Origin of the sequence: Streptomyces sp. NBC_01571 (assembly GCF_026339875.1) — a bacterium.
In the GTDB taxonomy this organism is placed as follows: domain Bacteria; phylum Actinomycetota; class Actinomycetes; order Streptomycetales; family Streptomycetaceae; genus Streptomyces.
On the sequence record NZ_JAPEPZ010000001.1, the window covers coordinates 3,912,666 to 3,929,767 of the forward strand.

At 70.9% G+C, this 17,102-nt stretch carries 14 protein-coding genes; 6 read left to right on the forward strand and 8 right to left on the reverse strand.

Annotated elements, in window-relative coordinates; all coding sequences use genetic code 11:
- Positions 1-419: 419 nt before the first annotated feature.
- Entirely contained in the window at positions 420-1,616 is a 1,197-nt protein-coding gene (locus OHB41_RS17600) for an acyltransferase family protein (protein ID WP_266699184.1), read from the forward strand.
- Between the two features lie 9 nt (positions 1,617-1,625).
- On the opposite strand, the gene OHB41_RS17605 is transcribed toward OHB41_RS17600, so the two are convergent.
- Both OHB41_RS17605 and OHB41_RS17610 read right to left on the reverse strand, forming a co-directional pair.
- Positions 1,626-2,081, reverse strand: a complete 456-nt coding sequence (locus OHB41_RS17605) for an HD domain-containing protein (protein ID WP_266699185.1) — start codon at positions 2,079-2,081, stop codon at positions 1,626-1,628.
- 122 nt (positions 2,082-2,203) lie between these two features.
- Entirely contained in the window at positions 2,204-3,382 is a 1,179-nt protein-coding gene (locus tag OHB41_RS17610) for a PP2C family protein-serine/threonine phosphatase (RefSeq protein ID WP_266699186.1), read from the reverse strand.
- Between the two features lie 197 nt (positions 3,383-3,579).
- On the opposite strand from OHB41_RS17610, the gene OHB41_RS17615 reads away from it, so the two are divergent.
- Positions 3,580-4,809, forward strand: a complete 1,230-nt coding sequence (locus OHB41_RS17615; RefSeq protein WP_266699187.1) for a GNAT family N-acetyltransferase — start codon at positions 3,580-3,582, stop codon at positions 4,807-4,809.
- A 78-nt stretch (positions 4,810-4,887) separates the two neighbouring features.
- On the opposite strand, the gene OHB41_RS17620 is transcribed toward OHB41_RS17615, so the two are convergent.
- Complete coding sequence (locus OHB41_RS17620) at positions 4,888-5,700, reverse strand: Fpg/Nei family DNA glycosylase (protein ID WP_266699188.1); 813 nt, start codon at positions 5,698-5,700, stop codon at positions 4,888-4,890.
- A 216-nt stretch (positions 5,701-5,916) separates the two neighbouring features.
- Positions 5,917-6,402, reverse strand: a complete 486-nt coding sequence (locus OHB41_RS17625) for a ribose-5-phosphate isomerase (RefSeq protein WP_266699189.1) — start codon at positions 6,400-6,402, stop codon at positions 5,917-5,919.
- 272 nt (positions 6,403-6,674) lie between these two features.
- On the opposite strand from OHB41_RS17625, the gene OHB41_RS17630 reads away from it, so the two are divergent.
- Entirely contained in the window at positions 6,675-8,156 is a 1,482-nt protein-coding gene (locus tag OHB41_RS17630; protein ID WP_266699190.1) for an amino acid permease, read from the forward strand.
- Between the two features lie 72 nt (positions 8,157-8,228).
- On the opposite strand, the gene OHB41_RS17635 is transcribed toward OHB41_RS17630, so the two are convergent.
- Positions 8,229-10,463: a protein kinase domain-containing protein gene (locus OHB41_RS17635; protein ID WP_526024928.1), complete on the reverse strand. Its 2,235-nt coding sequence runs from the start codon at positions 10,461-10,463 to the stop codon at positions 8,229-8,231.
- 232 nt (positions 10,464-10,695) lie between these two features.
- Here OHB41_RS17635 and OHB41_RS17640 point away from each other — a divergent pair, with 232 nt between their 5' ends.
- A complete protein-coding gene (locus OHB41_RS17640) occupies positions 10,696-11,418 on the forward strand; it encodes an LPXTG cell wall anchor domain-containing protein (protein ID WP_266699192.1) in 723 nt (240 codons plus the stop codon).
- Positions 11,419-11,628: 210 nt separating this feature from the next.
- Here OHB41_RS17640 and OHB41_RS17645 read toward each other — a convergent pair whose 3' ends face one another.
- Positions 11,629-12,222, reverse strand: a complete 594-nt coding sequence (locus OHB41_RS17645; RefSeq protein WP_266699193.1) for a biotin transporter BioY — start codon at positions 12,220-12,222, stop codon at positions 11,629-11,631.
- Positions 12,223-12,647: 425 nt separating this feature from the next.
- Between OHB41_RS17645 and OHB41_RS17650 the strand changes: the two genes are divergently transcribed.
- Positions 12,648-14,036 (forward strand): amino acid permease, encoded by a 1,389-nt coding sequence (locus OHB41_RS17650; RefSeq protein WP_266699194.1) that lies wholly within the window; start codon positions 12,648-12,650, stop codon positions 14,034-14,036.
- A gap of 131 nt (positions 14,037-14,167) precedes the next feature.
- Complete coding sequence (locus OHB41_RS17655; protein WP_266699195.1) at positions 14,168-14,809, forward strand: superoxide dismutase; 642 nt, start codon at positions 14,168-14,170, stop codon at positions 14,807-14,809.
- Positions 14,810-14,922: 113 nt separating this feature from the next.
- On the opposite strand, the gene OHB41_RS17660 is transcribed toward OHB41_RS17655, so the two are convergent.
- Entirely contained in the window at positions 14,923-15,579 is a 657-nt protein-coding gene (locus OHB41_RS17660) for a histidine phosphatase family protein (protein ID WP_266699196.1), read from the reverse strand.
- Complete coding sequence (locus OHB41_RS17665) at positions 15,576-17,078, reverse strand: FGGY-family carbohydrate kinase (protein WP_266699197.1); 1,503 nt, start codon at positions 17,076-17,078, stop codon at positions 15,576-15,578. The genes OHB41_RS17660 and OHB41_RS17665 overlap by 4 nt, the downstream gene beginning before the upstream one ends.
- Positions 17,079-17,102: the final 24 nt, after the last annotated feature.

Sequence of the window (17,102 nt, forward strand, 5' to 3'; positions counted from 1 at the left end):
TTCAGCAGGACCGTTGCTGTGTCCACACATCTCGTTCGCAGGCAATTCGAATTGTTGCCACAGGCACATCGAGGCCGCCGCACACCGGTCGCCAACAGGCCACTAAAGACTAATGAATCGGACATATCACCAGAGTCGCCCGCGAACCTTATGCACCGTTTAGTCATGAAGAATGTGGACAGACCAGCCGCACAACCGCCCAGTACGGTAAGCGAATCGGTATGCGGATCCGCTTGCGAACCAAGAGGCACACATCTTCAAATACGGGGTACCCGCCGCCCATATGCAGGAATGACGCCGAGGGTTTTACGAAGACACACATACGACGCTAGGGTGCCTCAGATGTTCCACGCCGCCTCGCCCCCCGCAAGCGCAGCAACGTTCCGGACCGTCTCCCTCCGCGCCTGGCGGGAGGGTCTGTGACGAACTCACTCCGACCGAACGGCCGGCAGCGAGCGCCGCTCCCCCCGGCACAACAGCCGGCCCGGGGAGTGCCGGGTCCGCGCTCACCACGGGATCAGTCCGCGCAGCACGCCACGACGGTACCGACCGAGGCCGCCGCCCCGGCCGCGAAACCCGCGGCGCAGCGCGACGCCTTCTTCGACAACGCCAAGTACCTGGCGATCGTGCTCGTGGCCATGGGCCACGCCTGGGAGCCCCTGAAGGGCCAGAGTCGCATCCTGGAGGCGGCGTACACGGTCGTGTACTCCTTCCACATGCCGGCCTTCATCATCATCTCCGGCTACTTCTCGCGCAGTTTCGACATGCGCCCCGACCGTCTGAAGCGGCTGGTGACCGGCGTCGCCGTCCCCTACGTCGTCTTCGAGGTGTCGTACGTCCTCTTCAAGCGCTGGGCCGCCGGCGACACGTCGCTGCCGATCAGCCTGCTCGACCCGTGGTACCTCACCTGGTTCCTGTGCGCGCTGTTCATCTGGCGGCTGACCACCCCCCTGTGGAAGATGGTGCGTTGGCCGCTCCCGGTCGCGCTCGTCGTCGCCATGCTCGCGTCCGTCTCACCGGACATCGGTGACGACCTCGACCTGCAGCGCGTGCTCCAGTTCCTCCCGTTCTTCGTGCTGGGCCTGATCATGAAGCCCGAGCACTTCCAGCTGGCACGCCGCCGTGAGGTGCGCATCCTGTCGGTGCCGGTGTTCGCCGCCGCGCTCGCGGTGGGCTGGTGGGCGGTGCCGCGGATGAACACCGCCTGGTTCTACCACCGCGACAGCGCGCAGGAACTCGGCGTCCCGTGGTGGGTGGGCCCGGTGATGGTGTTCGCCCTGTTCGGCTGTTCGCTGCTGCTCACCGCGTGCTTCTTCTCCTGGGTTCCGCGCCGCCGGACGTGGTTCACTGCGCTCGGCGCGGGCACCCTGTACGGCTATCTGCTGCACGGCTTCCTGGTCAAGGCCGGCACCTACTGGGGCTGGTTCGACCACGCGTGGATGCACAGGCCGCTCGGCGAGATCTTCGTGACCCTGGTCGCGGCCACGGCCGTCACCCTGCTGTGCACGGCACCCGTCCGGCGGGTCTTCCGCTTCGCGATGGAGCCCAGCATGGACTGGGCCTTCAAGCGGGACGCCACGGAACTGGCCCGCGAACGGGCCAGGGCCAAGGCCTAAGGGCTGGACTCAGTTCGGGGGCAGGCCCAGCAGGGCCCGCATGGCGGCGTACTTCTTCGTGAGCCGTGCGCGCGTGTGCTCGTCGAGGACCGCGAGCCGGGCCGGGTCACCGTTGTGCGCCAGGTCCGAGGCCTTGACCAGGAGGGCCCCCGGAGTCGTACGGATGCGCTTCGCGTACGACTCCGGGGGCTCTCCTTCGCGTTTGGTGAGCGCCAGCACGATGTCCCGCGTACGAGCGGGCAGCGCGGCCTCGCGCAGCCAGTCCTCGGAGAGCACGTCGTCCTCGACGGCGTCGTGCAGCCAGGCCGCCGCAATCTGTTCGTCGTCGCCGCCACGCTCGCGCACCCCGTCCGCGACGGCCTGCAGGTGCTCGGCGTACGGCCGCCCCGCCTTGTCGGTCTGGGCGGAGTGCGCCGCACGGGCGAGGGCCTCTATCTCGGCCAGGGTCAGGAGAGTCTGCGTCACCCCTCCAGTGTCTCCCGCCACAGGGCCGCGCGGGCCGGGACCGCCCCCACCGTCGCACCGAGCTCGGTGATCGGCGTGGCGAGCGCACCCACGGCGTCGCGGAACGCCCTCGGGGAGAAGGGTCAGCGGGCCGGGGCCGGGGCGGGGGCTTCCCGGCAGATCAGCAGGAGCGCCCTGTCGTCGTTCACGTCCTTGGCCACCGCCTCGATGAGGTGCCAGGCGGCGCCGTGGAAGCCGCCGGCGACATAGCGGTCGGCCTCACCGGTGAGGCGGTCGATGCCCTCGACGATGTCGCGGTCGGAGGTCTCCACCAGACCGTCCGTGAAGAGCATGAGGACGTCACCGGGCCGCAGCGAACCCTTGACGGGGTCGAACTGGGCACCGTCGTACACCCCGAGCAGCGGGCCCTCGGCCGCCTTCTCCTCCCAGCGGCCGCTGCCCGCGCTGAGCTGCAGCCCCGGCGGATGTCCGGCGGAGAAGAGCTCGTAGTCGCCGGAGTCGAGGTCGAGGACCAGGTGGATGGAGGTGGCGAAGCCCTCGTCCCAGTCCTGACGCAGCAGGTAGCCGTTGGCCGCGGTGAGGAAGGCGTGCGGGGGGAGCGAGCCCAGCAGACCGCCGAAGGCGCCGGACAGGAGCAGCGCCCGCGAACCCGCGTCCATGCCCTTGCCCGACACGTCCGTGAGGACGACTTCCAGGGTCCGGCCGCCGTTCGTACGGGCCGCGACCACGAAGTCACCCGAGAAGGACTGGCCGCCGGCCGGGCGCAGCGCCATCTCACGGTGCCAGCCCAGCGGCAGCTTCGGCAGCTTGCTCTGGACCCGGATGCGCTCGCGCAGGTCGAAGAGCATGGTGCCGCCGCGGCGCCAGGGCACACCCACGCGGCTGCGGAACTGCGCGATCAGCAGACCGAAGAAGCCGCAGGCCGCGACGACCAGGACCACACCGGGGGTCACCCGGGACGGGCCCTCCGTGTACGGGCCGAGTTTCACGGACTCCACTATCAGCGCGGTGGCGGCGGCCGCGTAGAGACCCAGCAGGCTCGCGGGGCGCAGCAGGAGGCCGCCCGCCACGATCGGGAGGACCAGCGCGGCCGGTGAGCACCAGACCGAGTTGACCAGCGTGGTCGCGGCGATCAGCGGGATCGTGAGCAGCAGACCGGCCAGGGCGATCCAGTCGGACCCGTCCCCGCGGAAGTAGTCCACGGCGGATCTGCGCAGGCCGGTGCGGGCCCGGTGCCACTGCTTCTTCAACCGGGCCGTGAACGTCTCGGCCGCCGCGCGCCGCCCTCGTCCTGCTGCCATTAGTTCGGGACCCTATCCATCGGACCAGGTGCTTGGCACGGGAGGTCCCACTTGTCCCCCGTCCGAGCGCTCAACATCACAGTGAACTGCACAGTGAACTGCACGGCGAGCCTCATGGAGAAGGTCACGGCAGGCACTCCCCGCGGCCGGTGGAAAATTCTCTCGCCCGTACCGCACCGCCCTGGTAGGCATGGCGCATGACGACTGACTTGCGGGTGCTGCGGCAGCCCGAGTGGGATGCGTGGTACGACAACCTGGTTCGCGCGTTCGGGGGCGTGCCGGAGTCGTCCGAGGAGCGCGAGCTGTGGAACGAGCTCACAGAGTACGACCGTTCCCTGGGAATCTGGGAGGGCGACCAGTGCGTGGGCACCGCGGGGGCGTTCTCCTTCCGGGTCACGGTCCCCGGCGGCGCCTCCGTACCGGCCGCGGGCATCACGATGGTGAGCGTCGCGGCCACGCACCGGCGGCGCGGGCTGCTGACGTCGATGATGCGGCGGCAACTGGACGACATCCATTCCTGGGGTGAGCCGCTCGCCGTCCTGACCGCGTCGGAGCCGGCGATCTACGGCCGGTTCGGCTACGGCATCGCGACGCACCAGCACAGCGCCGAGATCGACACGACCCGGGTACGGCTGTCCGTACCGCCCGGCACCGATGACGTACGTCTGCGGTTCGCCGCGCCCGCCGATGTCCTCGACGTCTGTGAGTCGGTGTACGCACGGTCGGTTCCGGGGCGGCCGGGGATGCTGGCGCGGCGGCCCGGCTGGGAGCGGGTGACGGTGCTCGACCCGGAGAGTGAGCGGGACGGGGCGTCGCCCTTGCAGTGCGTGGTCGCCGAGCGGGACGGCGAGGTGGTCGGCTACGCCCGGTACCGGATCAAACCGGACCACGACCACGCCGGGGCCAGGGCCACAGTCGTCCTCCACGACCTCCAGGCCCTGGACCCAGCGGCGGACGCCGCGTTGTGGCGGCTGCTCTTCGACCTCGACCTGACGACGACGCTGCGCACCCGGGGGCGTCCGGTGGACGAGTCGTGGCACCACATGGTGTCCGACATCCGGCGCTGCGCCGTGCGGTTGCGGGACGGTCTGCATGTACGGCTCGTCGATGTCGACGCCGCGCTGGAGGCGCGCACGTACCAGGCGCCGGTGGACCTGGTGTTCGAGGTCGAGGACGCGTTCTGCCCCTGGAACGAGGGGCGTTGGCGGCTCACCGGTGACGCGAAGGGGGCCTCCTGCGTGCCGGCCCGGGAACCCGCCGATCTCGCTCTGTCCGTAAGGGAGTTGGGGGCGGCGTATCTCGGCGGGGTGTCGCTGGTGTCGCTCGGGGCGGCCGGGCGGGTGCGGGAGCTGCGGCAGGGGGCGCTGGCGGAGGCCTCGGTGGCCTTCTCGTCGGCGGTCGAGCCGTGGCTGCCGCACGGGTTCTAGGGGGCGGCGACAGGAGACGTTCGCCCCGTCGGGGGACCAGTAGCGATTCGGAGCCGGGGCGCCGGCTCCGGACGCGGATCACCGGTGCTGGCAGTTCGGGCACCAGAAGAGGTTGCGGGCGGCGAGACCGGCGGTGCGGATCTCGCCGCCACAGATGTGGCAGGGCAGGTTGGCCCTGCGGTACACGTAGACCTCGCCGCCGTGGTCGTCCACCCGGGGCGGGCGGCCCATGGCCTCGGGGGCGTGTGCCGGACGCACCGTGTCGATGCGGTTGTTGCGCACGCCCTCGCGCATCAGGTCCACGAGGTCGGCCCAGATCGCGTCCCACTCGGCGGGGGTGATGTCCCTGCCCACGCGGTACGGGTCGATGCCGTGCCGGAAGAGGACCTCGGCGCGGTAGACGTTGCCCACGCCCGCGATGATCTTCTGGTCCATGAGGAGGGCGGCGATCGTCGTGCGGCTGCGGGAGACACGGCGGTAGGCCACCGACGGGTCGGCGTCGGGGCGCAGGGGGTCCGGGCCGAGGCGGGCGTGTATCGCCCGCTTCTCGTCGTCCGTGATCAGGGCGCAGGTCGTCGGGCCCCGGAGGTCGACGTACGTCGTGGCGTTCGCGAGGCGGAGGCGGACCGTGTCCGTGGGGGGCGGGGCGGGGGCGTCGCCGAAGTTCACCTTGCCGAAGAGACCCAGGTGGATGTGGATCCACTCGGAGGCGCGGAAGCCGAGGAAGAGGTGTTTGCCGTGGGCGTCGGCGGATTCCAGGGGGGTGCCGTCGAGGAGGGCGGCGGCGTCCGCGAACTTGCCCTGCGGGCTGGTGACGCGGGTGGGGGTGCCGTCGGTGAAGGCCGCCGCGTAGTCCTCGGCGAGCCGGTGGATCGTGTGCCCCTCGGGCACGGGGTCCTCCTGGTGGTGTGCGTCTGTGACGAACTGGGCGGGGGCCTTTTCTCGCCCCCGCCGCCCCTACCCGTCCCTGGGGGCTCCGCCCCCAGACCCTCGCCAAGGGGCTGCCGCCCCCTGGGCCCCCGCTCGCCCGAAGGGCTCGTCCTCAAACGCCGGACGGGCTGAGGGTGCGGACCCGCGCCGGATGGTTCCGGTCGGCGTTCGAAAGGGCTACGCCTGCGGGTGGTGGGGCGGGATCGGCGGGAGGTCGCCCGTGGCCTCGTACGCGGAGAGCATGTCGATGCGGCGGACGTGGCGGTCCACACCGGAGAACGGGGTGGTGAGGAAGGTCTCGACGAACTTGGTCGCCTCCTCCTCGGAGTGCATCCGGGCGCCCACGGAGACGACGTTGGCGTTGTTGTGCTCGCGCCCCAGCTCCGCCGTCTCCTGGCTCCAGGCGAGCACGGCGCGGACGCCGGCCACCTTGTTCGCCGCGATCTGCTCACCGTTGCCGGAACCGCCGATCACGATGCCGAGGGCATCGGGGTCTGCCGCCGTGCGCTCCGCGGCACGGAGGCAGAACGGCGGATAGTCGTCCTCCGCGTCGTAGACGAGGGGCCCGCAGTCCACGGGTTCGTGGCCGGCCTCCTTGAGCCACTCCACGAGGTGGTTCTTGAGTTCGAAACCAGCATGATCGGAGCCGAGATACACGCGCATGGTCCGAGTGTGACACGGCTGTTTCGGATCGGCCTCGTCGGGTGCCGCGAGGGAAAACTGTGAGCAAGGCTACAAAACCTCAAGAAAACCTCAAGTAACGATCCGGATTCAAAGGTTCACGAATCTCTTTGCCTCCGATTCACTGGACCGGCTCGTACACCGCTCGTACGAGTCCCGTACACCGCTCGTACGGGAAGTACGAGAAGTCCGAGCAGTTCACCCCCAACGGAAGTACGGGAAATCCGCTCACCGGCGCAAAGGAATCCCCCCTCATGACCTCGCAGCCGACCCCCACGAAGGCCGTCGACGGCCCCGGAGGCCCCGGAGAACCCGGCTCGGGCCTCCAGGCCGGGCTCAAGAACCGTCATCTGACCATGATCGCCATCGGTGGCGTCATCGGAGCGGGCCTCTTCGTGGGCTCCAGTTCCGGTATCGCCACCGCCGGACCGGGCATCCTGCTCTCCTACGCCCTCGTCGGCACGCTCGTGGTGCTGGTGATGCGGATGCTGGGCGAGATGTCCGCCGCCAATCCGACCTCCGGTTCGTTCTCCGCCCACGCCGACCGCGCGCTCGGGCGCTGGGCCGGTTTCTCGATCGGCTGGCTGTACTGGTTCTTCTGGGTGGTCGTCCTGGCCGTCGAGGCGACGGCGGGTGCCACGATCCTCGAGGGCTGGGTCCCCGCCGTGCCGCAGTGGGGCTGGGCGCTCATCGTGATGATCGTGCTCACCGCGACCAACCTGGTCTCGGTCGGCTCGTACGGTGAGTTCGAGTTCTGGTTCGCCGGGATCAAGGTCGTGGCGATCGGCGCGTTCATCGTCGTCGGCGGCCTCGCGATCTTCGGCGTGCTGCCCGGCGTCGACGCCGAGAAGGCGGGGCTGGGGAACCTGACCGACCACGGCGGCTTCCTGCCGCACGGCCCCGGCGCGATCCTCACCGGTGTGCTCCTGGTCGTCTTCTCCTTCATGGGCAGCGAGATCGCGACCCTCGCCGCCGGCGAGTCCGAGAACCCGCAGCGGGCGGTCACCAAGTCCACCAACAGCATCATCTGGCGGATCGGCGTCTTCTACCTCGGTTCGATCCTGGTCGTCGTCGCCCTGCTGCCCTGGAACGACCCGTCCATCAAGGACAAGGGCTCGTACGTCGCCGCCCTCGACTCCCTCGGCATCGCGCACGCCGGTCAGATCATGAACTTCATCGTGCTGACGTCCGTGCTGTCCTGTCTCAACTCCGGCCTCTACACGGCCTCCCGGATGGCCTTCTCGCTCGGTGAGCGCGGGGACGCGCCCAAGGTCTTCGCGAAGACCACCTCGCGCGGTGTGCCGCTGGCCGCGATCGTCGTCTCGGTCGTCTTCGGCTTCGTCGCCGTCTTCTTCAACTACAAGTTCCCGGACTCGGTCTTCCTCTTCCTGGTCAACTCCTCCGGCGCGGTCGCCCTCTTCGTCTGGCTGGTCATCTGCTTCTCGCAGCTCCGGATGCGGAAGATCATCGAGCGCGAGTCCCCGGAGAAGCTGGTCGTCAAGATGTGGCTGTACCCGTACCTGACCTGGGCCACGGCCGCGCTGATCGTCTTCGTCCTCGGCTACATGCTGACCGACACCGAGCACGACGGACGCGAGACCGTGCTGCTGTCGCTCCTCGTCGCCGCCGTGGTGGTGGCCATCGCGGTGATCAGGCAGCGGCTGCGCGGCGGCGGTGCCGCCACAGAGACCGCGAGCGCCCCGGTGCCGGTCGAGGCCTCGTCCGAGGCCCGCTGAGCACCGCGGATCCGACGAGGGCGGGGCCCGGCGGCAGTGCCGCCGGGCCCCGCCCCTTTTTCGCGCAGCCGCTCACAGCGGTGTGAAGCTCTTCCTGACCTCGTCGTAGACACGCAGCGCGGCGGCCTCGATGTCCGGGTGGTACCAGGTGCTGATCTCGTACGACGTGCCCCCGGACCGGAAGCCCAGCAGCCGCACGTGCCAGAGCCGGCCCCTGGCCATGACGGTGTACTCCCACGCGACCGCGGGCTCCCCGCGGAACGTCGTCCGCTCCAGCCGGATCCGCCGGTAGTCCAGCCCCTTGCTGGTGTCCCCCTCCGCCTGCTCCCACTGCGTCAGCAGGTCGCCCCTGGCCGGGGTCGCGTTGGCCACGATCTCCTGCGCGCTGTCGGGCGAGGTGTAGTGCACCTCGGAACCGCTCTGTGCCACCCGCTGCCAGTCCTGCGGGGGGACCCAGGCGTACAGCCCGGCCTCCTTGCGGGCCCCGGCGGGCAGGCTCGGCGGACGCGACGTCCCGTCGACGGTGGGGAGAGGGGAGGAGGGTCCGCCGGACGCCACCGGTGAGCTGGACGCGGACGGTGACGACGACGCGCTGCCGGTGTCGTGGGAAGACCCCCCGTTCGCCGCGATCACGATCCCTGCGACGGCTCCCGCGACCACCACTCCGCCGGCGGCGGCGAATGCCATCCGGCGTCTGCGGTTGCCCGGAACCCACGGCACCACGGGGCCGGGGGGTTCACCCGGCGGCACGCGTACGGGAGCGAGGCCGTGGGCGGTGGGCTGCGAGACGAGGGAGGAGGGCGAGGAAGGAGGGGACGGAAGGGGTCGAGGGGAGGGGGTGGAGGAAGCGGGAGGGGCCGAGGGGGTTTCCGAGCGGACCTGTGCATGCAGCTCGGCGGGGGTCTCGGTGGAGGTGTTGGAGGTGGGAGAGGAGGGGGCGGTGAGAGTGGGGGCGGGAGGCTGAGGCGGTTCGGGTTCCTCGGCCGGGGTCTCACCGGGGTCGGGTGGGGACTTCCGCGTCGGGGTGTAGCGGAGGGGAACGGCGTCCTGCACGGGATCGAGCTCCGGGGCGAGCTCGGGAGGGGGTTCGGACCCGCGATCGGGGGCGCGTTCAGATCTGCGCTCGGGATCGGGGGCGGGTTCAGGCCCGCGCTCCGGATCGGGCTCGGGTTCCGATCCCGAGTCCGGCTCAGGGCCGGGGGCCGAGTCAGGCACGGTTGCGCATTCCGCGTCCGGCGCCTGGTCGTGGTCCGGCTCCCGGTCCTGTCCTCGCTCCCGCTCCCCCGCCTGCTCCGGCGCTACCTCCGGCTCCGGCTCCGGCTCTGATTCCGGTTTCTGCTCCGGCTCCGGCCGTGGCGGGCGGCGTCGTGCCTCTCGTATCAGCTGAGGGTCCAGGAACACCGGTGTGGGGGACTCCTCGTAGACCGGGGGGACGGAGGGTACGGCCTCCGGTACCCCGGAGAGCGCGGCGCTGACCGGCGCGGCTCCTCCCTCCCCTCCTCCCTCCGTGGAACCCGGGCTCGGATCCGGCCGCGGTCGCGGCTCCCGCGCGGGCCTCGGGAACGCGATCGGCCGCAACGCCGTCTCCAGTTCCTCAAGACCGGGCCGGGTCGACGGGTCCTTCTCCAGGAGCGCCGCCAGGACGCCCCTCAAACCGCCCTCGACCGAGGGGAGTTCGGGCTCCTCGTAAAGGACGGCGTGCAGTGTCGCCAGAGTGGTCGAGCGGGAGAAAGGGGAACGGCCGCCGAGGGCCGCGCAGAGCGTCGCCCCGAGGGACCACACGTCGGACGGCGGGCCCTGCGGGCGGCCGGAGATGCGCTCGGGCGCCATGTAGTCGGGGGAACCGACCAGCATCCCGACCATGGTGAGCGCCTCGGCGTCCTGCAACGCGGCGATGCCGAAGTCGGTGAGGACGACACGCTGACCACTCCGTTCGACCAGGACGTTGCCCGGCTTGATGTCCCGGTGCAGCACTCCCCCGGCGTGCACCTGGCGCAGGGCCGAGACGAGTCCGAGGCCGATACGGGCCGCGGTGCGCGGGTCGAGCGGGCCGTCCTCGACCACCACTTGTTCGAGTGAGCGGCCTGCGACCAGTTCCATCACGATCCACAGCCGCTCGCCCTCGTCCACGACGTCGTAGATGCGTACGACGTTGGGGTGGTCGATCCGAGCCGTGGCCCTGGCTTCGCGCAGTGTGCGTTCGCGGCGGGTGCGGGTTTCCTCCGGGTCGAGTCCGTCGATGCGCATTTCCTTGACGGCGACCTGCCGGTCGAGCACGTCGTCGGTGGCCCGCCAGACTCGTCCCATTCCCCCCTGCCCAATACTCTCGGCCAGCCGATATCGGCCCGTCACCAATAATCCCGGAACACCGCCACTCGCATTCCCCGGCAATCTCCCGCACCCCCTCGGAACCCGCCATAAACGTCCGCCACACAGGAAACACAATGGTCACACTTCATGCCGTACCAGCATAGTGCGGAGAAATCTTGTGGTACCTCTTCAAGTACTGCGAATTCAGGCGCAGCCAAGGGGGACGAACATGAGTTCTCGTCACACGACGACCATCGCGGGATCGCTGCTCACGGCATCTTTCTCGGCCGTGATGATCCTTTCCTTCACCGCCGTCGCGGACGATCAGGGACCGGGGAGCAGCAAGGGAGGAAAGGCCGTCGATCCGGCACCGGCAGGCGTGAGGCCGACCACCGCACTGCCCGCAAAGATCTCGGTCGACAACAGTTCGCACAAAACGTCGATCACCGCCACCGTAAAGAACGAGGGGACCAAGGAAAGCGGTGATATCCGGCTTTCGGTGGTCGGTTTCGACGGTTTGCAGGTCAAAGGCGTTCAGGGGTGTTCCGCCATCGCGGACAAAGATCTCCCGAAAGGTTCGAACAGTGGTTTCGTGTGCGACGTCGGCAATCTGGGGGCCGGAAAGTCGAAGTCGTACGCCGTCGACGCGACCTTCGATCTGAGCAGGACCGGAAAAATCTGCCTGCCGGTCCAGGACAGCACCGGGAAGAAGACGTTCTGGCAGCAGGGCCCGGTGCCGTTCGGTGCGACGAACCCGTCGCCCAACGCCCCGACCACCCCACTGCTGCTCGACACCACCAACAAGCCGGTGTCGCCCGGCGGCGACGAGTTGCCCAGGACAGGCGTCGGAAGTGATCTCCTGCCGCTCGGCGCGGCGGGGGCGGCCCTCGTCTCGATGGGCGCGGCGGGGCTGTGGTGGTCCCGGCGGCGGCCTCGGCGGCAGCCGTCCTGACCTGAGGGAACGTCCGTCCTGACCTGAGGGGACATCCGTCCCGACTGAGGGGACGTCCGCGCGGACGCGGAGCTGCGGATCCCAGAGTCTCAGAGCCGCGGAAACACGGAGACGCGGAAGAGGCTCGCCGAATCGAAGGTCGCGACGCGACCCGGCGAACCTCTTCCGCGGGACCACTGGATCGGGGCCCGTCACGTCGGGGCCGCGACGTCACTTCTTGTCGAGGAACTTCCACGCCGTGGGCAGCAGGCCCATCGCGAGTGCCGCCTTCAGCGCGTCGCCGATCAGGAACGGGGTGAGACCCGCCGCGATGGTCGCGCCGAGGGACATGCCGGTGGAGGCGCCCAGGTACGGGAGGCCGACCGCGTAGATGATCGCCTCGCCCAGCAGCATCGCGCCGGCCGTGCGCAGTACCGAGCGGTCGGCGCCGCGGCGGGCGAGGGCGCCCACGGCGGCGGAGGCGAGGACCATGCCGAGGACATAGCCGAGAGAGGGGGCCGCGAAGCCGGAGGCGCCGCCGGCGAACCAGGGCATGCCGGCCATGCCGACGAGCGCGTACACCAGGAGCGAGAGGAAGCCGCGGCCGGCGCCGAGGGCCGTGCCCACGAGGAGGGCGGCGAAGGTCTGGCCCGTCACCGGCACCGGGGAGCCCGGCACGGGGAGGGAGATCTGGGCGGCGATCCCGGTGAGCGCGGCGCCGCCGAGCACCAGGGCCGCGTCCCGGACGCGGGAGGCCGGGAGCAGGTCGGCGAGGACCTCGCCGGGGCGGATGCCTGTGCGGGACGTGACGGCAGCGGTGCTCATGGGGACTCCGGCGGGTGACAGGGGCTGCGGGACACGGTGACGCTATCCCAGGGGCCTTGGGTGGATCACCGTCAGCGGTCGACAAAGCGGGGATCGGCGGCTTGGTGCACCTCTCACAAAAGTGCGGCATACACCTGCCGGAGCGTGACACTGGTCACTGAGGTGGGATCGTTTCGGCTACGGAGTCGGGTCGAGCGCCCGCTGTAGGGTCCCGCCAAACCGCCGTGGCCCGATCTGAAGTCCTTCCCGGCCCGCGCTCCCCCCCGCCCCCCCCCTGGACGCGCCCCGAACCCAGACCGGGTAACCGGACCGTCACCCTCCGCATCATTCGCGTCCGTATGGTGGGCACGGGCTGCCCCGCAGCGGACGGGCCGCCCAGACTGTCGGCGTTTTGCCCCCTCGCACGTAAGGGACCACCCGCTCTCATGTCCCGCACCACCCTCGACGCCCCGCCCGGTAGCCCGGCCGCCGGGAACGTCCCGCTCTCCCACGGCCTCAAGCAGCGCCACCTGTCGATGATCGCCCTCGGCGGGGTGATCGGCGCGGGCCTGTTCGTCGGCTCCGGCGCGGGCATCGCCGCCGCCGGACCGTCGATCGTGATCGCGTACGCCGTCTCCGGTCTGCTCGTCATGCTGGTGATGCGGATGCTCGGCGAGATGTCGGCCGCCCACCCGTCCTCGGGCTCCTTCTCGGCACACGCAGAGCGGGCGATGGGCCCGTGGGCCGGCTTCACCGCCGGCTGGTCCTTCTGGGTGCTGCTGTGCACGGCCGTGGGCCTGGAGGGCATCGGCGCCGCGAAGATCGTCACCGGCTGGCTGCCGGGTACGCCCGAGTGGGGCTGGGTCGCCCTCTTCATGGTGGTCTTCTGCGCCGCGAACCTCGCCGCCGTGAAGAACTTCGGCGAGTTCGAGTTCTGGTTCGCCGCGCTGAAGGTCGGCGCGATCGGCCTGTTCCTCGTCCTCGGCGTGCTGGCCATCGCCGGAGTGCTGCCCGGCACGGACTCCCCGGGCACGGCCAACCTGGCCGACTTCCTGCCGCACGGCAGCGAGGGGCTGGTCATCGGCCTGCTCGCGTCGGTCTTCGCCTACGGGGGCCTGGAGACGGTCACCATCGCGGCGGCCGAGTCGGAGGACCCGGTCCGGGGCGTCGCCCGAGCCGTCCGTACGGCGATGTGGCGCATCGCGCTCTTCTACATCGGCTCGATGGCGGTCATCGTCACGCTGGTGCCCTGGGACTCGAAGGCGGTCGTCGAGCAGGGCCCGTACGTCGCGGCCCTGGACCGGCTGGGCATCCCGGGCGCCGGCCAGCTGATGAACGCGGTCGTGCTGGTGGCGCTGCTCTCGGCGATGAACGCCAACATCTACGGCTCCTCGCGCATCGCCTACTCGCTGGTGGAGCGCGGCCAGGGCCCGAAGGCCCTCGGGAAGGTCTCGGCCGGGGTCCCGCGCGTCGCCGTGCTCGTCTCCTGCGTCTTCGGCTTCGCCTGCGTCCTGCTGAGCTACTGGCGGCCCGACGACGTCTTCCCCTGGCTGCTGAACATGATCGGCGCGGTGATCCTGGTCGTCTGGATCTTCATCGCGGTCTCCCAACTGCGGCTGCGCCGCACGGTGGAGCGCGAGGCGCCGGAGAAGCTGGTCGTACGGATGTGGCTGTTCCCCGCGCTGACCTGGGTCGCGCTGGCCGGCATGGCCGCGATCTTCGTCCTGATGGCCCGGGAACCCGACACCCGGGTGCAGCTGTACTCCACGGGCGGGATGACGCTGCTCCTGGCGGCCGCCGGGTACACCAGGCAGCGGATGCGCGCCCGGGACTGAGCCCCGCCGCACCCACCGCCGCCCTCGCGGCGCCCGCCGCTCCCGAAAAGCCCTCGTGCCCCGCACGAGGGCTTTTTGCTGCTAGCTTGTAATTGCAAGTCTATTGCAATAAGCCTGGAGGGGACCCCGCCATGCCCGTCTACACACTCCCTGAACTGCCGTACGAATACTCCGCACTCGCGCCCGTGATCAGTCCCGAGATCATCGAGCTGCACCACGACAAGCACCACGCGGCGTACGTGAAGGGGGCCAACGACACCCTGGAACAGCTCGCGGAGGCACGCGACAAGGAGTCGTGGGGAACGGTCAACGGCCTGGAGAAGAGCCTGGCCTTCCATCTGTCCGGCCACATCCTGCACAGCGTCTACTGGACGAACATGACCGGCAACGGCGGCGGTGAGCCGCTCGCCGCGGACGGCGTGGGCGACCTCGCGGACGCCCTCACCGAGTCGTTCGGCTCCTTCGCCGGGTTCAGGGCCCAGCTGACCAAGGCCGCCGCGACCACCCAGGGGTCCGGGTGGGGTGTCCTCGCCTACGAGCCGATGAGCGGGCGTCTCCTGGTCGAGCAGATCTACGACCACCAGGGCAACGTGGGCCAGGGCTCGGTGCCGATCCTGGTCTTCGACGCCTGGGAGCACGCCTTCTACCTGCAGTACAGGAACCAGAAGGTCGACTTCGTCGAGGCGATGTGGCAGGTCGTCGACTGGCAGGACGTGGCGCGCCGTCACGCCGCCGCGAAGTCCCGCGCGAATGTGCTGCTGCCGGCCCCCTGAGACGGAGGCGAGACGTCCTGCTCGTGATCGTCTTCTCACCCTTCACGCGGCAGGCGGAGAAACGGAGAGCCCCCGCGCGGACCGGCCGCACGGGGGCTCTCCCACGCCGTGGCTCACGCGCACGGCACGTTGAGCGACAGCAGCGCGGCGGCCCCGTCCGTCATCCGGAGTTCGGTGAGCGCCGCGTTGCGCAACCCGGGGAAGACCCTGCGGTACTCGCCCAGCGGGATGCCGAGCAGCGAGCAGAGCACCAGCCGCAGCAGGGTGTTGTGGGCGACGACCAGGACGCGTTCGCCGCGGTGGGCCGCCGCGATGCGGCGCAGGGCCGCGGTGCCGCGGGCCGCCGCGGTCCGGGGGTCCTCCGCCTCCGGGAACGGGTAGGACACCGGGTCCGACCGGTACGCCTTCGCGCGGGCCGGGTTGTCGGCCTCGAACTCGGCGAGGGTACGGCCCTCCACGACACCGAAGTCGCATTCGCGCAGGGTGGGTTCACGGTGTGCGGTGAGGCCGAGGGCCCGGCAGGCGGGGGCGGCGGTGGCGACGGCGCGGGAGAGGGTCGACGTCCACACCGCGTCCACGGGATGGGCGGCGGCCCAGCGCCCGAGGGCCTCCGCCTGGGCGCGGCCCTCGTCCGTGAGGGCCACGTCGCTCACACCGGCGTAGCGGTTCTCGGCGTGCCAGACGGTCTGGCCGTGCCGGGCCAGCAGCAGGGTCGCGCTCACCGGAGTCCCGGGGCTCGTGGCGTCGTCGGTGGTGTGCGTCGTCCTCATGACCCCGCAGTATCCAGGTCGAGGCGGGCGCGTGCGTGCGCTCCCACGGAAGCGGGCAGCCAGCCGCGTTCTTCGAGTACGTCGACCAGGCGTGCGTAGGGGTCGGCGAACCGCGCCGTGCGGGCGGGGCGCGGGGTGAGGACCGTACGGACGCGGACCATGTGCGCGGCGGCCTCCGCGAGGGTGGCCGCGCCTCCTGTGCCGTACGCGGCCAACACGGCCATGCCCAGGGCGGTTTCGGTCTGTTCGGGGACGCGGGCGGGGCGGCCGAGGATGTCCGCGCGCAGCTGGTTCCAGTACGGGCTGCGGGCGGCGCCGCCCGTGAGGGTGAGCGGGCCCTCCAGTGGGGCGCCCAGGTGGTGCAGGTAGTCCAGGCAGAGGCGTTCCACGAGACCGACGCCCTGGAGGAGGGCGGCCCACAGGTCGGCGTCGGAGGCCGGGGTGCCGAGGACGAAGGGAACGGCGTCCGGGGCGAGGAAGGGAAAACGTTCGCCGGGTGAGACGAGTGGATAGGCGAGGACGGACGCGGGTTCGTGGGCGGCGGCGGCCCGGTCCAGGGCGGCCGGATCGGCTCCCGGGAAGGCCGCCCGCAACGCGCCGGCGCCGACACCCGAGGCCCCGCCCGGCAGCCAGCTGCCGTCCGGGGCACGATGGTTGTAGACCACTCCGGTGTCGTCCCGTACCGGGTGCCGGGCAACGCCCTTGAGTACGAGCGTCGTTCCGAGCACCGCGTTCCAGGAGCCCTCGCTCAGGGCGCCGGAGGCGATCTGGGCCGCGCAGCCGTCGGTGGTCCCGGCGATCACCGGTGTGCCGGCGGGGATGCCGGTCCCCTCGGCGGCCTCGGGGTGGACCGTCCCGAGGGTGCTGCCGGGGCGGACGACCTCGGGCAACAGGTCGCCGGTCAGGCCGAGTCCGGCGAGGGCGGCGTACGGCCAGGTGTCGTGCTCCAGGTCGTAGGCCGTCTTCAGCGCGTGACCGGAGTCGGTCGGCGCCGGATGGCCCACGAGGCGGGTGACGATCACGTCGGCCTGGTGGGCGATGCGGGCCGGCCCGTACTCCTCCACCAGCCACATCGCCTTCGGCAGCCCCCAGCCGTTCTGCACCCGCAGGCCCGCCTCCCGGGCCCGCCCGGCCTGCGCCGCCGCGCGACCGTCGTCGTACATCAGGCCGGGTGTCAGCGGGCGGCCCGACCCGTCGGTGAGCAGCACCGTGCCGGAGGTGGCGCACACCGCGAGGCCGCCGATCCGCGCCGCCGGGCGGCCGGCGAGCGCGGCCCGGGAGGCGGCGCACACGGCGTCCCACCACTGCGCCGGGTCCTGTTCGTGCCGCACTCCGGCGCGCCGTCCGCCCAGCGGGGCCGCGCCGCCGCCGAGGACCGTGCCGTCGCCCGTGACGAGCAGGGCGCGCACCCCCTGTGTGCCCAGGTCGATGCCCAGCCAGGCCGTGCCGTCACCCTCCACCGGGACCTCCCGCGCCGTCGCACCCGATCGGACCGTCACCCGAACGTACCGACTCCTCCTCCT